26 protein-coding genes are annotated in these 18795 nt (G+C 63.5%); 14 read left to right on the top strand and 12 right to left on the bottom strand.

All coding sequences use genetic code 11. The features are described 5' to 3' along the window. Window positions 1-162 precede the first annotated feature (162 nt). Both ACFE8X_RS03145 and ACFE8X_RS03140 read left to right on the top strand, forming a co-directional pair. Window positions 163-933 (top strand): SDR family NAD(P)-dependent oxidoreductase, encoded by a 771-nt coding sequence (locus ACFE8X_RS03145; protein ID WP_375449999.1) that lies wholly within the window; start codon window positions 163-165, stop codon window positions 931-933. 83 nt (window positions 934-1016) lie between these two features. Continuing rightward, entirely contained in the window at window positions 1017-1682 is a 666-nt protein-coding gene (locus tag ACFE8X_RS03140; protein WP_375449998.1) for an OmpA family protein, read from the top strand. 15 nt (window positions 1683-1697) lie between these two features. On the opposite strand, the gene ACFE8X_RS03135 is transcribed toward ACFE8X_RS03140, so the two are convergent. From ACFE8X_RS03135 to ACFE8X_RS03125, 3 genes are all read right to left on the bottom strand, one after another. After that, window positions 1698-2003: a hypothetical protein gene (locus ACFE8X_RS03135; RefSeq protein ID WP_375449997.1), complete on the bottom strand. Its 306-nt coding sequence runs from the start codon at window positions 2001-2003 to the stop codon at window positions 1698-1700. Then, complete coding sequence (locus ACFE8X_RS03130) at window positions 2003-2260, bottom strand: hypothetical protein (RefSeq protein WP_375449996.1); 258 nt, start codon at window positions 2258-2260, stop codon at window positions 2003-2005. The genes ACFE8X_RS03135 and ACFE8X_RS03130 overlap by 1 nt, the downstream gene beginning before the upstream one ends. A 76-nt stretch (window positions 2261-2336) precedes the next feature. Next, window positions 2337-2993: a L,D-transpeptidase gene (locus tag ACFE8X_RS03125; protein WP_375449995.1), complete on the bottom strand. Its 657-nt coding sequence runs from the start codon at window positions 2991-2993 to the stop codon at window positions 2337-2339. Window positions 2994-3193: 200 nt separating this feature from the next. Between ACFE8X_RS03125 and ACFE8X_RS03120 the strand changes: the two genes are divergently transcribed. Continuing rightward, window positions 3194-3583: a PRC-barrel domain-containing protein gene (locus ACFE8X_RS03120; RefSeq protein WP_375449994.1), complete on the top strand. Its 390-nt coding sequence runs from the start codon at window positions 3194-3196 to the stop codon at window positions 3581-3583. Window positions 3584-3768: 185 nt separating this feature from the next. After that, window positions 3769-4149, top strand: coding sequence for a response regulator (locus ACFE8X_RS03115; protein WP_375449993.1), 381 nt, complete (start codon window positions 3769-3771; stop codon window positions 4147-4149). A gap of 47 nt (window positions 4150-4196) precedes the next feature. Here the strand turns inward: ACFE8X_RS03115 and ACFE8X_RS03110 are convergent, their stop codons facing one another. Further along, window positions 4197-4496, bottom strand: a complete 300-nt coding sequence (locus ACFE8X_RS03110; RefSeq protein WP_375449992.1) for a hypothetical protein — start codon at window positions 4494-4496, stop codon at window positions 4197-4199. Beyond that, window positions 4493-4900 (bottom strand): response regulator, encoded by a 408-nt coding sequence (locus ACFE8X_RS03105; protein ID WP_375449991.1) that lies wholly within the window; start codon window positions 4898-4900, stop codon window positions 4493-4495. The genes ACFE8X_RS03110 and ACFE8X_RS03105 overlap by 4 nt, the downstream gene beginning before the upstream one ends. Window positions 4901-5018: 118 nt before the next feature. On the opposite strand from ACFE8X_RS03105, the gene ACFE8X_RS03100 reads away from it, so the two are divergent. From ACFE8X_RS03100 to ACFE8X_RS03070, 7 genes are all read left to right on the top strand, one after another. Then, entirely contained in the window at window positions 5019-6455 is a 1437-nt protein-coding gene (locus tag ACFE8X_RS03100) for an ATPase domain-containing protein (RefSeq protein WP_375449990.1), read from the top strand. Next, window positions 6452-7528 (top strand): sensor histidine kinase, encoded by a 1077-nt coding sequence (locus tag ACFE8X_RS03095; protein WP_375449989.1) that lies wholly within the window; start codon window positions 6452-6454, stop codon window positions 7526-7528. The genes ACFE8X_RS03100 and ACFE8X_RS03095 overlap by 4 nt, the downstream gene beginning before the upstream one ends. A 159-nt stretch (window positions 7529-7687) precedes the next feature. After that, a complete protein-coding gene (locus ACFE8X_RS03090) occupies window positions 7688-8065 on the top strand; it encodes a response regulator (protein ID WP_375449988.1) in 378 nt (125 codons plus the stop codon). 171 nt (window positions 8066-8236) lie between these two features. Further along, window positions 8237-9037, top strand: a complete 801-nt coding sequence (locus ACFE8X_RS03085; protein ID WP_375449987.1) for an SDR family NAD(P)-dependent oxidoreductase — start codon at window positions 8237-8239, stop codon at window positions 9035-9037. Window positions 9038-9046: 9 nt separating this feature from the next. Then, a complete protein-coding gene (locus tag ACFE8X_RS03080; RefSeq protein WP_375449986.1) occupies window positions 9047-9592 on the top strand; it encodes an SRPBCC family protein in 546 nt (181 codons plus the stop codon). After that, window positions 9592-10773 (top strand): zinc-dependent alcohol dehydrogenase, encoded by a 1182-nt coding sequence (locus ACFE8X_RS03075; protein ID WP_375449985.1) that lies wholly within the window; start codon window positions 9592-9594, stop codon window positions 10771-10773. The genes ACFE8X_RS03080 and ACFE8X_RS03075 overlap by 1 nt, the downstream gene beginning before the upstream one ends. Then, window positions 10770-11021 carry a hypothetical protein gene (locus tag ACFE8X_RS03070; RefSeq protein ID WP_375449984.1) on the top strand — a complete coding sequence of 84 codons (252 nt, stop codon included), beginning with the start codon at window positions 10770-10772 and terminating at the stop codon, window positions 11019-11021. The genes ACFE8X_RS03075 and ACFE8X_RS03070 overlap by 4 nt, the downstream gene beginning before the upstream one ends. Window positions 11022-11127: 106 nt before the next feature. On the opposite strand, the gene ACFE8X_RS03065 is transcribed toward ACFE8X_RS03070, so the two are convergent. From ACFE8X_RS03065 to ACFE8X_RS03035, 7 genes are all read right to left on the bottom strand, one after another. Next, complete coding sequence (locus ACFE8X_RS03065) at window positions 11128-12213, bottom strand: DUF3618 domain-containing protein (RefSeq protein ID WP_375449983.1); 1086 nt, start codon at window positions 12211-12213, stop codon at window positions 11128-11130. Continuing rightward, window positions 12213-12629 (bottom strand): phage holin family protein, encoded by a 417-nt coding sequence (locus tag ACFE8X_RS03060; RefSeq protein WP_375449982.1) that lies wholly within the window; start codon window positions 12627-12629, stop codon window positions 12213-12215. Before ACFE8X_RS03060 ends, ACFE8X_RS03065 begins: the two co-directional genes overlap by 1 nt. After that, entirely contained in the window at window positions 12616-13194 is a 579-nt protein-coding gene (locus ACFE8X_RS03055) for a nutrient deprivation-induced protein (protein ID WP_375449981.1), read from the bottom strand. The genes ACFE8X_RS03060 and ACFE8X_RS03055 overlap by 14 nt, the downstream gene beginning before the upstream one ends. 426 nt (window positions 13195-13620) lie before the next feature. Then, on the bottom strand, window positions 13621-13866 hold the full coding sequence (locus ACFE8X_RS03050) for a hypothetical protein (protein WP_375449980.1): 246 nt from the start codon (window positions 13864-13866) through the stop codon (window positions 13621-13623). Between the two features lie 13 nt (window positions 13867-13879). Beyond that, window positions 13880-14113, bottom strand: a complete 234-nt coding sequence (locus ACFE8X_RS03045; protein WP_375449979.1) for a hypothetical protein — start codon at window positions 14111-14113, stop codon at window positions 13880-13882. Window positions 14114-14214: 101 nt separating this feature from the next. Further along, the gene (locus ACFE8X_RS03040; protein WP_375449978.1) at window positions 14215-14988 is read right to left on the bottom strand and encodes an EAL domain-containing protein; all 774 of its coding nucleotides are present in this window, start codon (window positions 14986-14988) and stop codon (window positions 14215-14217) included. A 116-nt stretch (window positions 14989-15104) separates the two neighbouring features. Beyond that, a complete protein-coding gene (locus ACFE8X_RS03035; protein WP_375449977.1) occupies window positions 15105-15479 on the bottom strand; it encodes a hypothetical protein in 375 nt (124 codons plus the stop codon). A gap of 303 nt (window positions 15480-15782) precedes the next feature. On the opposite strand from ACFE8X_RS03035, the gene ACFE8X_RS03030 reads away from it, so the two are divergent. Genes ACFE8X_RS03030 through ACFE8X_RS03020 form a run of 3 tightly spaced genes read left to right on the top strand, consistent with a single transcriptional unit; the run spans window position 15783 to window position 18759 of the window. Next, window positions 15783-16868: a type III polyketide synthase gene (locus tag ACFE8X_RS03030; protein ID WP_375449976.1), complete on the top strand. Its 1086-nt coding sequence runs from the start codon at window positions 15783-15785 to the stop codon at window positions 16866-16868. After that, complete coding sequence (locus ACFE8X_RS03025) at window positions 16868-17584, top strand: hypothetical protein (RefSeq protein WP_375449975.1); 717 nt, start codon at window positions 16868-16870, stop codon at window positions 17582-17584. The genes ACFE8X_RS03030 and ACFE8X_RS03025 overlap by 1 nt, the downstream gene beginning before the upstream one ends. Beyond that, window positions 17581-18759: an NAD(P)/FAD-dependent oxidoreductase gene (locus ACFE8X_RS03020; RefSeq protein ID WP_375449974.1), complete on the top strand. Its 1179-nt coding sequence runs from the start codon at window positions 17581-17583 to the stop codon at window positions 18757-18759. The genes ACFE8X_RS03025 and ACFE8X_RS03020 overlap by 4 nt, the downstream gene beginning before the upstream one ends. The last annotated feature ends 36 nt before the right edge of the window (window positions 18760-18795 follow it).

Below are 18795 nucleotides of genomic sequence, written 5' to 3'. Positions count from 1 at the left end.
CGATGCCGTTGCCTCGGGCCCGCATAGTCTGGAACGCTTATAAAGTGTGTGACATTGCCTGCCAAGAACGTGTTGGGGGAACTCGTGGGTATCACGCGACAGCCCGCCTTGCCGCTCCCCTGTCCTTGCGCTACCACCGGCCCGATCAATTCTGGAGCCGCAATGGCCGATTTTGCCATCTATCCCAGCCTGGCCGGCACCCCGGTCATCATCTCCGGCGGTGCCTCGGGCATCGGGGCGGCCCTGGTGCGCAATTTTGCTGCGCAGGGCGCCAAGGTGGGCTTCGTCGATATCGCGGTTGACGCCGGACACCACCTTGCGGCCGAGCTGACCGGTGCGGGGCACACGGTCGGCTTTATCGCCTGCGACGTGACCGACATCGCCGCTTACCAGACGGCCATAGCCAGCTTCGCTGCGGCCCATGGCGACGCCCTGGTGCTGGTCAACAATGCCGGCCACGACCAGCGGCACGATTGGTCCGACGTAACCCCCGCCTATTGGGACGAGCGCATGGCGGTTAATCTCAAGCACGCCTTTTTTGCCATTCAGGCCGTGGCGCCGGCCATGATCGCCGCCGGGCGCGGCTCCATCATCAATACCGGCTCGATCAGCTGGATGGTCATGACGCCGGGCATTCCGGTCTATGAGGCCGCCAAGGCCGCCATCCATGGCCTGACCCGCGCCATGGCGCGCGAGCTGGGTAAATCCGGTATCCGCGTCAACTCGCTGGTGCCCGGCGCCATCATCACCGAGCGCCAGATGACGCTCTGGCTCGACGACAAAGCTCTGGCGGGCATCGAGGCCAATCAGGCGCTGTCGGGCCTCGTTTATCCCGACGATGTCGCGCGCATGGCCCTGTTTCTGGCGGCTAGCGACAGTGCCATGATCTCGGCACAGCAATTCGTGGTCGATGGCGGCTGGGCCCATGCCTGACCTCGATCCGGCCTTTGCCTGACCACCGTCCTGCCGTATTCAATGCCTAACGACCGGCCAAACCGTTTATCAGGGGACCTGCCATGATGTCCAAGATCTTGATTGCCGCGCTTGCCGCGCTGTCGCTCAGCGCCTGCACCACCATCAACCCCTATACCGGGGACGAGCAGCTCTCCAATACCGCTGGCGGCGCCTTGATCGGCACCGGCGGCGGGGCCGTGGCAGGCGCGCTGATCGGCGCCGCGGTCGGTGGCGATCCGCGCGTCGGCGCTCTGATCGGCGCCGGCGTTGGCGGGCTGACCGGTGCTGCGATCGGCGATTACATGGATGACCAGGAGGCCGAGCTGCGCGCGCAATTGCAGGGCACGGGCGTCTCGGTGACCCGCGTTGGCCAGCAGATCATCCTCAACATGCCCTCCAACATTACCTTTGAAACCGACCAGGCCGCGGTACAGCCCCAGTTCAACCAGACCCTGGTTTCGGTCGCCCTGGTGCTCAAGAAGTTCGACAAGACCATCGTCGACGTCTATGGCCACACCGATTCGCAGGGCGACGACGCCTACAATCTCATCCTGTCGCAAAAGCGCGCCGTGTCGGTCGCCACTATTCTGGCCAATCAGGGCATCGACCAGCGCCGCTTCTTTATCGATGGCAAGGGCGAAACCAGCCCGATTGCCTCCAACGCCTCCGAACCCGGCCGCGCGCAGAACCGTCGCGTGGAAATCCAGATTTCCCCGATCAACGGCTGATGTCTGGCGGCGCGGCTAGGGCGTGGCGGGTGCGATGGGTTCGACCACGGGCGCTGCCGTTGGCGTGCCCGATTGCACATCGCTGCCCGGCGCGCCGTTGAACATTTGCAATGCCAGAACGATGGCGATGACGATGGCCAGCGCGATCAACCCATAGAGCCACCAATTGGTCGGGCTGGTGGAAGCGACGACCTCGTCGTGTTCTCCGGTGACCTTGAGTTCGGACCCATCGGGCACATCGATTTGGTTGCCGTTTTCGTCCACCAACACATCCACTGCCGCCACCGTCGGCTGGCGCGGAAACTTAGATACCGTGGCCATCAGAAATCTCCTCGCAATACTGTGTCCGCACCAACGCCGTCCTGCACGCCCTGGCGCACCTCGGCAATAGCCGCATCGATGTCCTCGCTATCCACCGGGATGGGGCGGCCTTCCTGCGCTGCCACGGTCGCATCGGCCTTGAGCTGGTTGAGGAGCTCGAGCTTCTCTTTGGCGGTGAACAGCGTGTTGTGCGCGATCTCCATGGGCATGACAGTGTCCTGCCCTCCCATGCGCTGCTTTAAATTGTCGAATGCCATTTCGGCCTCCATGACACCTGCGGGAAGCCTGGCTTCCCGTCATGGCGTCAATGCCAGGCCATGGCGATCGGTTCCCCTAGACGACGAGGATGGGCGTGCCGACCGGCACCCGCTGGTAGAGATCTATGATGTCCTGATTGATCAAGCGCACGCAGCCGCTCGAAACGGCCTCGCCGATGCTCGAGGGATCCGGGGTGCCATGCAGCCGAAAGATCGTGTCGCGGCCATCCTGGAAGATATAGAGGGCGCGGGCTCCCAGCGGATTGTCCAGCCCGCCGGGCATGCCATTGGCCCATGGCGCGGCGGCCGGGTCGCGGAGCACCATTTCCGCAGGCGGCGTCCAGGTCGGCCACATTGCCTTGCGCGCGATATCGGCACGGCCCGACCAGGCAAAGCCTTCGCGTCCGATCCCCACGCCATAGCGCAGGGCCTGCCCCTCTTCCTGCACGAGATAGAGATACCGCGACGCCGTATCGACCACGATCGTGCCGGGCCGCTCCCCGGTGGGATCGGCGACATATTGGCGGAAATGGGTCGGCTTGAGGCGGCGCAGGTCCACTGCCGGCACCGGGAACTTCTCCAGCGGCAAGGCGGCATACATCTGCACATAGGCAGGATCGAAACTGGGCTCGGGCGGCACCTGTTCGCTCGTGGTAGCGCAACCCGCGAGCGCCAGGGCGCCAAGGCTCGCAGCGCCGGCCAGAAAGCCACGGCGGGACAGGGGAGTAAGCAAGGAGGCGGAAACCATCATGAGAGCACTGACTGCGCGATTGGAAGGAAAAAACCGGACGGAAAAAAGCGCCGTCCATGTTGCGTGAACCGGTAACGCACATGGCCTTAACACGGCACCAAAGGCTCGATCACATTCGGTTCATTGGAACTGGGGTATTGCCCGTTGCGTTGTCCCAGCAACACCAACCGAAGGAGTTTTTCATGACTTATGATGAAACCAGCGGCACCCGTGCCGACGTCAAAGAAACCCATGACCTAATCGCCTCCGACAAGGTTGAAGGCACCAAGGTCTACGACGCTTCAGGCGAGCATATCGGCTCCATCGAGCGCATCCTGGTCGAAAAGCGCAGCGGCAAGGTGTCCTACGCAGTGCTGAGTTTTGGCGGCTTTTTGGGCATGGGACACGAGCATTACCCGCTGCCATGGTCCAAGCTCAACTATGACGAGGAGCTCGGCGGCTACCGAGTCGATGTGTCCAAGCAGCAGCTCGAGGGTGCGCCCAAATACGACCGCGAGGACGACGATTACTGGACCAGCGAAAACGGCCAGCGCGTCTACGACTATTACGGCGTCGCTCCCTACTGGATCTGATCACTCTGGCGATAACCAGGCAACGGCCGGCGGTTTCATAAGAACCGCCGGCCTTGTTGTCGAATGATCGCATGGCCGCGGTTTTCATGCCCGTCGCATGGATAGAATACGAACCTTTAAGGGTTGCGTGTATGCTGGTCTGGCGTAATGGGCATACAAGGCCGCTGATCAAGGATGAGGACCAGGTGAGTCAACTGTCGGCCGTAAAGCAGTCGCCAGTTGTCCTCGTAGTCGAGGACGAACCGCTCATCCTTCTGGCGACCGCTGACGATTTGCGCGATGCGGGCTTCACCGTCTTCGAGGCCGCCAATGCTGACCAAGCCATAGCTCTGCTGGAAACCCACCACGAGATTCGCATCCTGTTTACCGACGTGGACATGCCGGGCTCCATGGACGGCCTCAAGCTATCCGCCGCCGTCCGCGACCGCTGGCCACCGATCACTATCCTCGTGACCTCCGGCAAGACCCTGGTCGGCCGCCCGGACCTGCCCGAGGGCGGGCGTTTCATGCCCAAGCCTTACAACACGACGCGCGTCGTCGATGCCATCTATGAGATGATCGACTAAGCTGTGCCAGGTGCGCGGGCGCAGGGCCAGACGTTGATCGGTTATTCTTAATCGTTGTGCGTCTTCTTGGTCTGACCCACCAGCTTGGCCAACTCCGAAAACGCCATGATCTCGTTTGCCGACGAGCCATTGCTGGCCAGCCGCAGCAGCCGGATCGGAAAGGCTATGGCATCGCGCTGCGCGGGGTCCAGTTCATCCACCCGGTAATCGCCGAGCACCGTCTGCTCCGCCAGGTCCAGCGATGCGGCGATGTCGTCGGTGCTCACCAGCCCTTTGGCCACCAGCATGGCATTGACTGCGGCAATCGCCATCAACAAGCCTTGGAGTTGCAGATTGGCGGTGTTCATGGCGTGCTCCTGCGCTGGTGCGTTGCGCTATTCAGGTGCACCGCCTCCAGCAACGCGCTGGCGAGCGCGGTGATATCGGTCGGCTTGGTAAAGCGCGGCACATGGGCATAGCGTTCCGGCACCGCGCTCTGGTCATAGCCGGTCGCAAAGATATAGGGCAGATTGCGCCGCGACAGCTCGTCTGCCAGCGGAAACACCATCTCCCCCTGCACGTCCACATCCAGGATGGCCCCCACGATCCCCGGAACCTTGTCCAGCCGCTCCATTGCCTTGTCCAGGTTGCCGATCGGGCCCACCACGTCGGCCCCCATCGCCTGCAATCGCTCCACCAGGTCCGCGACAATCAGGTAATCGTCCTCGACCACCATGATGCGGCGCCCGCCAAAACTGTTTTCGCCAACCATGGCTCTCTCCTTACTCACAATCAAAAGCGCGTTCACGCCCGTGCGGTTCCTCGACTGGAACTGCAAATCAATCTCTATTAGAGGTGGACAAGACCCATGAACAGGAACCCGACTCGATATGGCCAAACGCAAGCAAGCTGTTGCCGGCACTGGAATTGCCGGCCTCGATGAAGTGCTGCGCGGCGGCCTGCCGGCGTCCAACCTCTATATCCTGCAAGGCGCACCCGGTTCGGGCAAAACCACGGCGGCTCTCCAGTTCCTGCGCGCCGGCGTCGAAGCGGGCGAAGCCTGCATCTATGTCAGCCTGTCCCAGACTGCCGCCGAATTGGAGGCCATCGCCACCTCGCATGGCTGGAGCCTTGAGGGCATTCGCGTAGAGGAGCTTTCGGCCTCCGACGCCATCAACGGCGCCGCCGACCAGACCATTTTCCAAACCGCCGAGTGGCGGCTGGACGAAACGCGCAAGGCCATCGAAAGCGCTATCGAGGAGCACAAGCCGCGCCGGCTGGTTTACGACTCGCTGCTCGAAATTCGCCTGATCACCGGCGACAGCCCGCGCTTTCGCCGCGAACTGCTCGGCTTCAAGACTTTCCTGGCCAAGCGCAATGTCGTGGCGCTGCTGCTCGATACGCAAACCTTCGCCGCCGAGCGGAGCGGCGAGGAGGTCGAGGGTATTGCCCATGGCGTCATCCGCTTCGACAAGTCGCTCGAAGAATACGGCGCCGTGCGCCGGCGCATCGAAGTCAGCAAGATGCGCGGCGTTCCGGTCGCCGACGGCTATCACGACATGGCCATCCGCGAAGGGCAGGGGGTGGTGGTCTTCCCCCGGATCGTACCCGGCGCCGCGACCGAAACCGCCAAGCCGCATCTGATCAAATCGGGCGTGGCGGAGCTGGACGAAATGTTTGGCGGCGGCCAGGAGGCGGGAACCGTCACCCTGGTCATTGGCCAGTCCGGCACCGGCAAGTCCACCATGGCCTCGCTTTACGCCACCGCGGCGCTCCAGCGTGGCGAGAGCGTCGCCCTGTTCCTGTTCGAGGAGCGCCTGGAAACCTTCTTTCGCCGCTCCGAAGGGCTGGGCATGACCTTGCGCCAGTTCCACAAGGATGGCCAATTGGTCATCAGCGACTTCAGCCCCAACGAGATCTCGCCCGGCGAGTTCGCCCAGATCGTCCAACAGGTCGTCACCCGCCAAAAGAGCCGCGTCGTGGTGATCGACAGCTTCACCGGCTATCTCAATTCCCTCCCCCATCGCGACAAGGCGGTGCGCGATATCCAGTCCTTGCTGAAATATCTGGCGCGCTCGGGCGTCCTGACCATGCTCATTGTCGCCCAGCATGGCCTGCTGGGGCAGAATATCGGCATCGATGTCGATGTCAGCTTCCTGGGCGATACGGTGCTGCTGCTGCGCATCGCCGAACATGAGGGCCGTCTGCGGCGCAACATCGCCGTCGTCAAGAAGCGCCATGGCCCTCATGACCTGGATGTGCGCGAACTGCTGATCCAGAGCGGCGGCATTTCCGTCATCGCCTATAATCCGCTGCCCGAAACGTGACAGCGCCGGCCCCGGCAGGAACCGGCGACCTCGACTGGGTGCTGGTGCTGGCGCCATATCGGCGCGACGGCGCCTACCTGCAGGCCTTGCTCGTCGAACACGGCATGCGCGTCGAGCAATGCGCTGGTGCCGAACAGCTCGGGCAATGCCTGGTTCAATCGCCCGGGGTCATCGTCGCCACCCATGAGGGTCTGAACCCCGCCGTGATCGAAGCCATCGCAATGCACCTCGTGGCCCAGCCGAACTGGTCAGAATTGCCCATCGTCATCCTGCTGGATCGCGCCGTGTCCCATGCGCGCATCCGCGCCCAGTTGAGCAAGGCTTGGCCGGGCGCCCGTCAGACCTACTATCAGCGTCCGGTAGCGGCGCTCGAGCTGGTCAGCGGCATCCAGTCGGCCCTGGCCCTTCGCCGGCGCCAGCGCGAAGTGCGCGACTACATCGACAACGAGATCGAGTTTCGACTGGAGCTCAACCATCGGGTCAAGAACCTGCTCGCTACCGTCACCTCCATATTCCAGATGACTCGCCGGGCTGCGTCCTCCGCCGAGCATCTGGCGAGCGATTTCGAGGGCCGGCTCACAGCCTTGGCCAATGTCCATGCCGCAGTCTTCGAGGCCGGCGGCGGAGCCGTCCCGCTGGCCGACGTGGTCGATCTGACCTTGTTGCCATACCGCGGCGATGATGCCACGCGGATCGCCGTTGACGGACCGGACGTCACCATCACCCGGGAGGCCGGAACCACGCTCGCGCTGTGCCTGCACGAACTCACCACCAATGCCATAAAATATGGTGCCTTGTCGCGGCCCGAAGGCCGGCTCGAACTGCGCTGGACCATCAGCACCGACCCTGGACCGGTCCTGGCCATCGAGTGGCTGGAAAGCGGCGGCCCACCCGTATCGCCACCCTCAAGGGTCGGCTATGGTAGCCGCTACATCCGCTCGGCACTGACCACCTTGTTCGGCACGCCCCCGGTGATGGACTATGCCCCTTCTGGCCTGCACTGCATGATGGCGGGACCGCTGGCACGCCTTGCGGCACCTCCGGCGCCAATCCGTGGCGGCGGGCCCGTTTAATGATTGCGCACCGGCCCCTTCGACACTAAATTTGATGCGTCCGGCGCAAGACCCCTGCCAGTGCGACGCCATGGCCTTGGCACGTACGGTCGCTGACACTGGGTTTTCATTTGTTAACGGAATGTTAAGACTTGGATTGCCACTAACCAGAGTGTTGCCATGCAAAACATGCGTCGTCTGGTCATCGTCGAGGACGAGCCGCTGATCTCCCTGATGATTGAGGAAATTGCCACCGACCTGGGCTGGCACACCGAGGGCTGCGCCTATACCGAGAGCGAGGCACTGACCCTGCTCAAGGCCTGTGCGCCGACGCTTGCGCTGCTGGATATCAACCTGGGCTCGACCACCAGTCTCAAGGTGGCCGAGGCCTGCCGCGCACGCGGTATTCCCATCGTGTTCACCACCGGCTACATGGTGCGCGACATCCCCACCGAATGCGGCGGCGCGCCCATTCTGGCCAAGCCGTTTTCCCAGGACGACCTGGAAATCGCCTTCGCGCGCGCGACCGGAATGAGCGTTTTGCAGGCGGCCTGCTGACAGGTCCCTGTCGTCCGCGCCGGCGCGGACGCGCGCTCGATCGCGACCTGAAATCCCTGCTTCGATCCACGCCATTGGCTGCGAACAACCTATCTTTGTCCGGCCCCAAGGGAGGAACTTTCTCCGGCACGTGCTGTTTGACCCACCTGGCCAATGCACAAGGAACGTCCGATGAGCACGGATACCGAATTGTCTTTTTCCGTCGTGACCGGGGCGTCGTCCGGGATAGGCCTCGAGCTTGCCCGTATCGCCGCGCAAAAAGGCTCCGACCTGCTGATCGCCGCCGACGGCCCCGATATCGAAACCGCTGCGGCCGAACTGCGCGCGATCGGGGTCGAGGTCGATTTCATCCAGGCAGACCTTGCAACCACCCAGGGTGTCGACGCCCTTTACGAGCGGGCCCGCCAGAGCGGACGCGCTGTGGACGCGCTGTTTGCCAATGCCGGTCGGGGGCTCGGCAAGGGCTTTCTCGATCAGGACGTCGCCGACATTCGCAAGGTCATCGATACCAATGTCACCGGCACCACCTACCTGTTGCACCGCTTCGTCAACGACATGCGTCAGCTCAACTCGGGCCGGGTCTTGCTGACCGGCTCTATCGCCGGCCTGATGCCGGGCAGCTACCAGGCCGTCTATAATGCCACCAAGGCCTATGTGGATTCCTTCGCCTATGCCCTGCGCAACGAATTGCAGGACACCAACATCACCGTTTCCGTGCTGATGCCGGGCCCCACCGACACCGATTTCTTTGAAACCGCCGACCTGCTCGACACCAAGGTGGGCGCCGGCAAGAAAGCCGATCCGGCCGAAGTGGCCCGGGCCGGCTTCGACGCCATGATGCGCGGCGATGCTCACGAAGTCGCCGGCTGGGCCAACAAGCTGCAGGCCATGATGACCCGGTTTCTCCCCGACGGGCAATTGGCGGAGATGCACAAGGGCATGGCCGAGCCCGGTACCGCCAAACACAATTAGGAGGCCGCAATGGCAAGCAAGCACGACCCCGACGATGCCCCCAAGCGCGCCAGCCGCGACGACAAGGATGGCGAACTGGCCATTGTCGGCCGCACTGTGCTGATCAACCGGCCACGACCTGAACTCTTTGCCTTTTGGAGCGACTTCACCAATCTGCCCAGTTTCATGCATGCCATCGAGAGCATCCAGATGACCGGGCCGAAACGCTCGCTGTGGCGGGTCAAGGCGCCGGCCGGGCAAACCGTCACCCTGGAAACCGAGGTTACCGAAACGATCGAGAACCAGTCTATCGCCTGGAAATCGGTCGAGGGGTCGCAGATCAAGACGCAAGGCTCGGTCAACTTCGCCGATGCCCCCGCCGACCGCGGCACCCTTGTTTCGGCCGATATCGGGTATGAGCCGCCCGGCGGGGACCTCGGCCGTCTGGCCGCCAAGCTGTTCGCGGCCGAACCCAATATCCAGGCGCGGCACGAACTGAAACGCTTCAAGATGCTGATGGAAACCGGCGAGATCGCCACCGGGGCGAACCATAAAACCAATGATGGAGACCATTGATGCGCGCTTTGACCTGGCACGGCAACAACGACGTCCGCGTCGATACGCACCCCGATCCTGAAATTCTCAACCCGCGCGACGTCATTCTCAAGGTCACTTCGACCGCGATCTGCGGCTCCGACCTGCATCTTTACGATGGGGTGATCCCCGGCATGAAGTCCGGCGATATCCTGGGCCACGAGTTCATGGGCGAGGTGGTCGAGATCGGCCCCAAAAGCACGTTGCGGAAAGGCCAGCGCGTCGTGGTGCCTTTCACCATTTCCTGCGGGCAATGCTTTTTCTGCCAGCACCAGCAGTTCTCCGCCTGCGACAACAGCAACCCGGTTGAAAAGCAGGATGCGTCCGAACTGCTCTATGGGCACGCCATGGGCGGCGCCTTTGGCTATTCGCACCTGACCGGCGGCTATGCCGGCGGCCAGGCCGAATATGTGCGCGTCCCGTTTTCCGATGTCGGACCCATCGTCATTCCCGACGGGATGGATGACGACAAGGTGCTGTTCTTGAGCGACATCCTGCCCACCGGCTGGATGGCGGCCGAAAACGCCCAGATCGAGCCCGGCGATACGGTGGCCGTATGGGGCGCAGGCCCCGTCGGCCTGTTCGCGGTCCAGAGCGCCGCGCTGATGGGTGCCGAGCAGATCATCTGCATCGATCATCACCCCCACCGGCTTGAGCTGGCACAAAAATTCGGCGCCAAGGTCATCAACTTCGAGCAAACCCATGTGCGCGAGGCGCTGATGGAAATGACCGGGGGCATCGGCCCCGATGCGGTGATCGATGCTGTCGGCATGGAGGCCCACGGCTTCGTCATCGACAACGTGCTCGATGTCATCAAGCAAAAGATCGCCCCCGGCGCCGATCGCGGCCATGCGCTGCGTCAGGCGCTCCTGGCTTGCCGCAAGGGTGGCCGGGTTTCCGTGCCGGGTGTTTACGGCGGCATGCTCGACAAATGGCCGCTCGGCGCCATGATGGAAAAGGGCCTGCAGATCAAGACCGGCCAGACCCATGTGCAAAAATACAGCCACGAGCTGTTGCGCCGCATCGGCGAGGGGGAGATCGACACCACGTTCCTGATCAGCCACCATCTGCCGCTCGAGGACGCACCGCGCGGCTACAAGAACTTCCACGACAACCAGAACGAATGGACCAAGGTCGTGCTCAATCCGGGTGTGGTCAATTGACGAGCCCCGGTCAGCTGAGCGACCGGGCTTTGGCGGTCTTTGCCTTCGCCCTCTATCACCAGTTGGAAAGCGGCGATGTGGTCTCGGCAGTCGCCGCTGTGGATGGAGCCGGCCATCGCGCCGATCCCGAGGCGATCACCGAACTCGAGCAGCGCCAGCTTGCCCGGCAGGAAGGCGACAAGATCGCTTTCACGCCGGAGGGAACGCTCATGCTCTCCCAATTGCTCGATCGGCTGCGCGGCCACTGATAGGTGGCGCTTGGGTCTGGTGGCGAGTACAAATCGGACACGATGACTATCACGTCTGTTAAAATGTGGGGTAACGGGTCACCGCTCCCCCACGTATTCGGCAGCGTTAGCGGTCCGAATTGGCTGTGAAGCCGTGGGACGGTCCGCCCTGTGTGTTGTCTGCGGCAGCGCTGACACCCTGCTTGGCCTCGTCGTAGATGCCGGCGGCCTTTTCACTGGCCTTGCCATAAAGGTCCGCCACGTGTTCCTTGCCCTGGCTGTAGAGGTCGGCCGCCTGCGCGCCGGCCTGGGCCTTGGCGGCGTCTGCAGCTTCGCCCATCACGGCATCTTCCTGCGCAGTATGGGGCAGGCTGGACCCCAGGGCCGCACCGATGGCAAAAGCCAGGGCGCCGCCAACCAAAGGCTGGTCACGGAACTGGGTCATGATGGTCTGGTTCAGCCGGTCAGCCTGATGTTGCATGCCGGCTCCGGCATGGCCCAGCCGGCTGCCAACCTGGCCACTCCCCGCGCCCATGGCATCGCGTGCGTCGTGCATTTTTTCGCGCACCTTCTGCCAGCTATGCGACGCCCAACCGCTTGCTTCGTCCAGCAAATTTCCCGCTTCGTCGCGAAAATGCTTGATCTGCTCGCCGGCGCCGTCGGTAAAACCGCTAAAGCTGTTGCCGGCCTCGTCCATGAAGTGGCCGGCCCGCATGCCGCGCTCGTCCGATCGTGCTCGGAACTTCTTGCCGGCATCGTCGGCGAACTCGCTGTAGCGCTGGCCACCCTGGTCATCGACCTGGCCCAGCCGTTGCAGGCTGGCCCCGCTGATCGTGGTGACCGGGTAGTGTTCTTCGTAGTCGCTTTCGCTCGCGCCGTCATAGCCGCGGCGGGCGTTGATGCTGTCGTCCCAGGAGCGGTCTGTGTCGCGGTCGGCCTGGCCTGAACTGCTGGTACCCGGCTTTGCCATCAACCATGCCAGGCCAATGCCGACCAGGGCTATGGGCAGCGGATTGCTGGTCACCGACCGGCTGAGATTGCTGACGAACTCGCCGCCGCCATGCTCCTTGCCGTAGGACAGCAGTTCGTCCACCATCTGGCCGGGCGACAGCTTGTCCTGGATTTGGTCGATCGTGCTTTCGACGCGGTTGCGCTGCTGCTCGATTTCGTGCTCGAGCTCCGCCGCGCTTTTATGCTCGGTTTCGTAGGCCATTACAGTCTCTCCTTGACGACATCAGCGTCGCGACTCAGCGAGTTGGCGGTGCGGTTGAGGCTCATATTGCTGCCCTTGAGCGCGCCGAGGCCCCGCGATATCAGGATCCAGGCAATCAATCCGACCACGACGGCCACGATCAGCGCCGCCAGCGCATTGGCGGTCGCCTCGTCCATGCCTTGGGCGATGAGCAAGGCGCCGACACCGGCAACGATAGCGGTCAGGATGACCCCCAGCGCGCCTAGGGCCAGGATCGCGCCCGCCAACAGCACGCCCACGCCGTTCATCGTCTGGGAGAATTTCTCGGACGCTTCGGTCTTGGCCAGCTGGATCTCCTTGCGGAACAGGCCGGAGATATCGCTGGCCAGCCCGCCGATGAGTTCGGGCAGCGAGCGTGTTTCGTTACTGCTGGACATTGTCGCCTCCACGCGTCGTGCCAGTTGGGCCGGCACTGTCGTGGCGCTGCGCCGAAGCCATGGCGAAGCGGCTGGCGACGAACCCGGCCAAGGCTGCCGCGCCCAGAAATGCCATGGGCTGGCGGCGGCCAAACGTCTGCGCCATGCTCATCAACTGGTCCACGTCGCTGTTTTGCATCGTGTCGGCAAACTTGCCCACGCCGCCGGCCAGGTCGCGGGCGTAACCTGCAACCGCCGCCTGATCGGACTGCGACAGCTCGTCGGCTACTTTCGTGATCGCCGCGGCGATGCCGCTCAATTGGCCTGCGGCCATGTCCTTTTGCTCGCTGGCAAAGCCCTTGGCCTTCTCGGTTGCGGCGCCGATCTGGCTTTGCGCTTCGTCTTTGAGGCTCTCGATATCCTCGCCCGCATGTTGGCGCACGGTTTCCAGATTATCGGCCATTGCGTGCGCCGCATTGCTCATGTCGGCTTGAGCTGTCTGTTGCAATTCGGCCGGCGCGACCCCCTGGGCAGCAGTGCCGCCCGGTGTCATGCCGCTGGTGTCGTTGGGATCCTGGCTAGCCATGGTAACTCCTGTGGGACCGCTGAAGGCGCCGTGACGCCGAGTGGACAACAATGCGGAGCATGGGTTGTGGTTCCGGAATTAGCCTGTGGCTAAAATCCAGTCAAATTGTTGATTTTGAACATGAAAAGGCGCAGTTCGATCGAACCGGACTGCAGGGCCTGAAATTATTGCCGATAGGCGAGCGTCCCGTCACGACGCGAGTGCTGAACAGCGTCCCGATCCGGATGGTTGCATTGCATCGTATTTTGGAAGGTGGCCGAGGAAGCAACGCCAGTTGCGGCTGGAAGCGTTGCTCCCTCGCTATGTGGGCGTTCTCGACGGCATCCCGTCGAGCTCATGGTCTGTGTTAAAGCATTTTTAACCGGAGGCCAGCGCAGCGCGATGTTAGCGTTAACGTCGCCAATGCGCATCAAATGCAATGCAATTTCAGTGTGTGGAACTCGGCTCCTCGGCGGCTGCACCGCCCCGCTTATAGAGCCTGACCATGGTCAGCGCCCCGACGCCTTGGGAATATACCCGGGCCCTCAAGGTGCGCGATTGCTGGCTGCCGCGCACCAGATCTTCCCCAAGCGCCAGCCGCGCCGCGTGCTCGGCGGTATCGGCATTGACGATGATCTCGGCCGGTCCGACCACGGTGGTCCGGCAGTCCACCACGCGAAACTGCTTACTCATGATACTTCCAAACTCAACGATACAGCATCGTCACCAGCACCTTGCCGTCCGGTGCGACCCGCCAGGTCTTGGCACGCACGCTGTGGGGATTGCCCAGGGGCCGCAGATGTTCGTGCAACAACTTCTGCGCCGCATCTTCCGGCGTCGGGGCAATGGTGCGCTGCACTTCGGGCCGCAACGACAGGCTGCCGGATCGCTCGCGTTCGAAAAGCTGAAGGCTGAACTCGAAGGCATGGTGCTGTGCCATGTGAAAATCTCCCGCCACGCATGACGGTAACACCCCAGGACGACGCTTTCAGCGCACTGTACGACTGCAGACCTATTGTACCAGCATTTGCTGCTAAAAGCTCAGGCCGGCGCCCCGAATCTCGGAATCTGCGCCGCGGCGACGAATGTCTCCAGTTGCGGCCGGGCGAACAGGTATCCCTGGAACAGATGTACGCCGGCGCGTTGCAGGATCGCCAGTTCGGATGCCTCCTCAACCCCTTCTGCCAGAACCGTTATTTCCAGATCGCGGCCGATGCCGACGATGGCCTTGACGATGGCTTGCCGGGCGGGCGATGCAACGATGCCGCGAATGAGCTCCATGTCGATCTTGAGCACGTCGGGCCGGAACTTAGCCAGCAGCCCAAGGCCTGCATATCCCGCGCCGAAATCGTCCAGCGCCGTCGTGAAACCCATCTTTTTGTAACTATCGACGATCGTCTTGACGTGCTCGGTGTCGCCCATGCGCTCGTTCTCGGTAAATTCGAACATGAGTCGCTTGGGATCGAAATTGCTCCGCGCCGCCGCGGCCAGTGATGCCCGGATGCAGGCGGCCGGCTCATAAACCGCATTGGGCATGAAATTGATCGACAGCTTTGCCCTCGATCCCGCCGGCATGCGGGCGCCGGCCAGTTCGATCGCCTTGACCCGGCAAGCCTGGTCGAACCGATAGCGGTTCTCGTCGTTGACCGCCGCCAGCACCGTGCCCGCACCCTCGCCATTGCGGCCGCGGACCAGCGCTTCATAGCCCCAAATGCTGTTGCTCGCACTATCGATGATCGGCTGGAACGCCATGGTGAAATCGATGGGAAACGGTTCGCCGCTCCGGCATCCGTCGCACGATTGCGCTATCGTCATTGTCGTATGTCCAAGGTTTTGCTGCGACCCTGCGCACTATGCTGGCAGCCGCGCGTTACCAAGACCTTTTTTTTCGCGCTCATGGTCAGAAATGAACAAAGCGGCGGCGTTATCATTCAGGCGTCCCGCTCGGCTTCGATCCCGGCAGCAAGCGCGAACGCCTCCTCGTCCGACAGATCGCTTGAAGCGATGTCGCCCATCGGCTCCCGGCTGGCATCGTCGAGGGTGCCCCAGGCGGGATCCCACAGGTCGTCGCTTTGCAAGACGACGACGATCTCGTCGAACCCGTGCAAAGCTCGTGCCGCCTCTGCCGCAGCCAGGGCGTCGCTCACTAGGAGATGCTGTTGCTCGCCCGCCTCGACGCCGGCCTTGGCATCCCACCAAACTGCCGCCCGGACCTGACCGTCTTCGGTCTCGATGCCTACGGTCACGGCATTGCAAACCGGCGTTTCCAGGCCGGCCCGTCGATAATTTCGCTGCATGCTGCTCACGACATATCCTCTACCGGCAGCCTAACGGCGCTGCGGAGCGGCAGTTCCTCCGTGGCGTACAGCCGTTTCAGCCAGGCGGGTCCATGGGCCCTGACGGGACGAACCACCCTGGCCTATGCAACCGGGCCGATTTCTGGCAGCTCGGACGTCTCTTCGCAGCGGCACACAAGCATTGGCTCGAGCCAGCCGGCACGGAACTTAGTGGTATCGGCTTGGTTGAGCACTGGTGCGTGGTAAAGGCTGTCCTTGCGCCGCACCGATACCAGGCCAGTTCTTGGCCGCTCTGGAAAGCCGTTACCGAACATGCCCGTAAAAGCTTACCTCAATCGCGTCGCCACCGCCGTGCCGGACAATGACGTGCATCGCTTCTTTATCGACTTTGCCGGAACGCTGCTGGCCCAAGATCCGCGCCGCCGCGCCATTTTCAACCGCATGGCCGACAAGGGTGGCATCGAGCACCGCTTTTCCTGCTTCGTCCCCGCCGCCGACGCCGAGGTCGGCAGTGCCGACGCCGAAGGCGTGTTCACCCGGGGCGCGTTCCCGGGAACCGCCAAGCGCATGGACATGTTCGCGGCCACCGCGCCAATCCTGGCCGAGCGCGCCGTCAGCGAAGTTTTGCTCGGGCAGGACAAGAGCGCGATCACCCATCTGATCGTCACCACCTGCACCGGGTTCTCGGCGCCGGGCATGGACCTGGAAATCATCGCTCGCTGCGGCCTCTCGAGCGGCATCGAGCGCACCATCATCGGTTTCATGGGGTGCTATGCGGCGATCAACGCGCTCAAGCAGGCCCGCCATATCATTCGCTCGGAGCCCGCGGCCCGCGTCCTCGTGGTCAATATCGAGCTGTGCACGCTGCACCTCAAGGAAACCACCGATCTGGAAAAGCTGCTGTCGTTTTGCCTTTGGGGCGACGGCTGCGCGGCCTCGATCGTCAGTGCCGAACCGAGCGGCATGGCCCTCGATAGTTTCCACGCCATCGTCGCCCCGGACAGCCGCGATCTGATGACCTGGAGCGTGCGCGACGATGGCTTCGACATGGTGCTGTCCGGCCAGGTGCCGTCCGCCATCCATGACGTGCTGGGCGCCAAGGCAAGGGAAATCCTGCGTGACCAACCGGTCGCCGAAATTGATCTGTGGGCAGTCCATCCGGGCGGACGTTCGGTGCTCGATGCGGTGGAGCGGGCGCTGAGCCTGCCCGAGGAGGCGCTGGCACCCTCGCGCGAAGTGCTGCGCGCCAATGGCAATATGAGCTCGGCCACGGTCATGTTCGTGCTGAGCGCCATGCTGGCCGATCGCCAGGCCGACCAGCGTGGCTGTGCCATGGCCTTTGGCCCGGGCCTCACCGCCGAAACCATGCTGTTCCATACAGCGGACGCAGCGCATTGATGACGCCCAGCTTGGCAGTGCGGCAACTGACGCCCGAACAGCTCGACAGCCTGCCCGCAGACGATCCGCGCGCCGTCGGCTCGCGGCGCGATCTGGTGCTGGTCAATGCATTGATGTTTCAAAGTGCCATCATGGCTGCGCAGTTCCGCAAACATCTTCAACCCGGCAGGCTGCGCCTGCTCGAGATCGGCGCCGGCGACGGCTCGTTCATGCTTGCAGTCGCGCGGCGGCTGGGGCGCCGCTATGGCGATGTCGATCTGGTCTTGCTCGATCAGGCCAATCTGATCACGCAGCGCCGCATTGCGCAGTTTTCCGCCTTGGGTTGGCGCGTCAAAACCATTACCGCCGATGTGTTCGACTGGATCGGCCGCGCGGAGGCCGGAGTCTTCAATGCCGTATCGGCGAACCTGTTCCTGCATCATTTTGAAGGTGGCATGCTGACCCGGTTGCTGGCAGCGATGCCGGCCCTGGCCCCGGTCTTTCTGGCCACCGAGCCGCGCCGCAACGCGCTGGCATTGTGGGGTACCCATTTCCTGCGCCTCTTCGGGGTCAACGATGTCACCCTGCACGATGCTGCGGCCAGTGTGCGCGCCGGATTTGCCGGTCGCGAATTGTCGCTGGCCTGGCCCGATTGCGCCGGGCGGCGCCTGGACGAGCATCGGGCAGGGCCCTTTACGCATGTGTTTGCAGCCGTGCATGCGGGAGCGCACCGATGACCTACGATGCCATCATCATCGGCGGCGGCCCCGGCGGAGCCTCGGCCGCGCTGGCCCTGGCGCGGCAGGGACGCGCGGTCGCCCTCATCGAACGGGCGGGCTTTCCGCGGCGCAAGGTCTGCGGCGAGTTCATCTCGGCGGTCAATCTGGCATTGCTCGACACGCTCGGCGTCGGTCCCGCGTTTCGTGACCTGGCCGGGCCGGAAGTCACCCGATTGGCGCTGTTCGCCGCGGGTCCCGGATTGGACGCACCGATGCCCAAGGCCAATGGCAATGGCTTTGGCCGGGCGCTGGGGCGCGATGTGCTCGATGGTCTGCTGCTGCATGCGGCCCGGAGTGCCGGCGTTGCCGTGTTGCAGCCGTGGCGGGCGGTCGAGATCGTCCAGGCTGACGACCTGTCCATGGTGCGTATCGAAAATGGAGCTCAGCAACAGGTGCTGAGCGCCCCGGTCATAATCGCCGCCCACGGGTCGTGGGAGCCAGGTCGACTTGCCACCAACCTGCAAAAACGCCACCAGCCGCATGATTTTCTGGGCTTCAAGGCGCATTTCATCGGGGCGACGTTGCCCGCCGAACTGATGCCGCTGCTGGTATTTCCCGGGGGCTATGGCGGCATGGTGTGGGCTGACGGGGGGCGGCTGTCGCTGTCGTGCTGCATGCGGCGCGATCGGCTGGCGCGCCTGCGCGCCGACCATCCCGGCCTGTCGGCCGCCGAGGTGGTACACCGGCACATCCTGTCGTCCTGTCCCGCCGCCAAAGCGGCAATCGGTCGTGCCGCGCTGCATGGCGAATGGCTGGCGGCCGGGCCGATCCGCCCCGGCATCCGCCAACAATATCAGGACGGCATCTTCCGGGTCGGCAATATTGCCGGCGAGTCGCATCCCATCATCGCCGAGGGCATTTCCATGGCGCTGCAATCGGGCTGGCTCCTGGCCGAGCAGTTGCGACAGGTGCCCGTCTGGGATGCCGATGGCCGAGCGGCAGCCGGTGCCGCCTACACCAGGCTCTGGCACCGCCAGTTCGCCACCCGTATTCACGCTGCGGCAATCCTCGCGCGGCTGGCAATCTTTCCGCATAGCGCGGCGATGATGCGCAACACGGTCCGGTTCTTCCCCGCCGCGTTGTCGATCGGCGCGCGCCTGAGCGGCAAAACCAAGGCGCTGCCGATCGTTTGAGCTGGTCGGACGGGCTTTCCCCGGCAATGCGACCGC

This window comes from uncultured Devosia sp. (assembly GCF_964244875.1).
Classification (GTDB): domain Bacteria; phylum Pseudomonadota; class Alphaproteobacteria; order Rhizobiales; family Devosiaceae; genus Devosia.
This window is presented reverse-complemented; position numbering and strand designations above follow the sequence as displayed.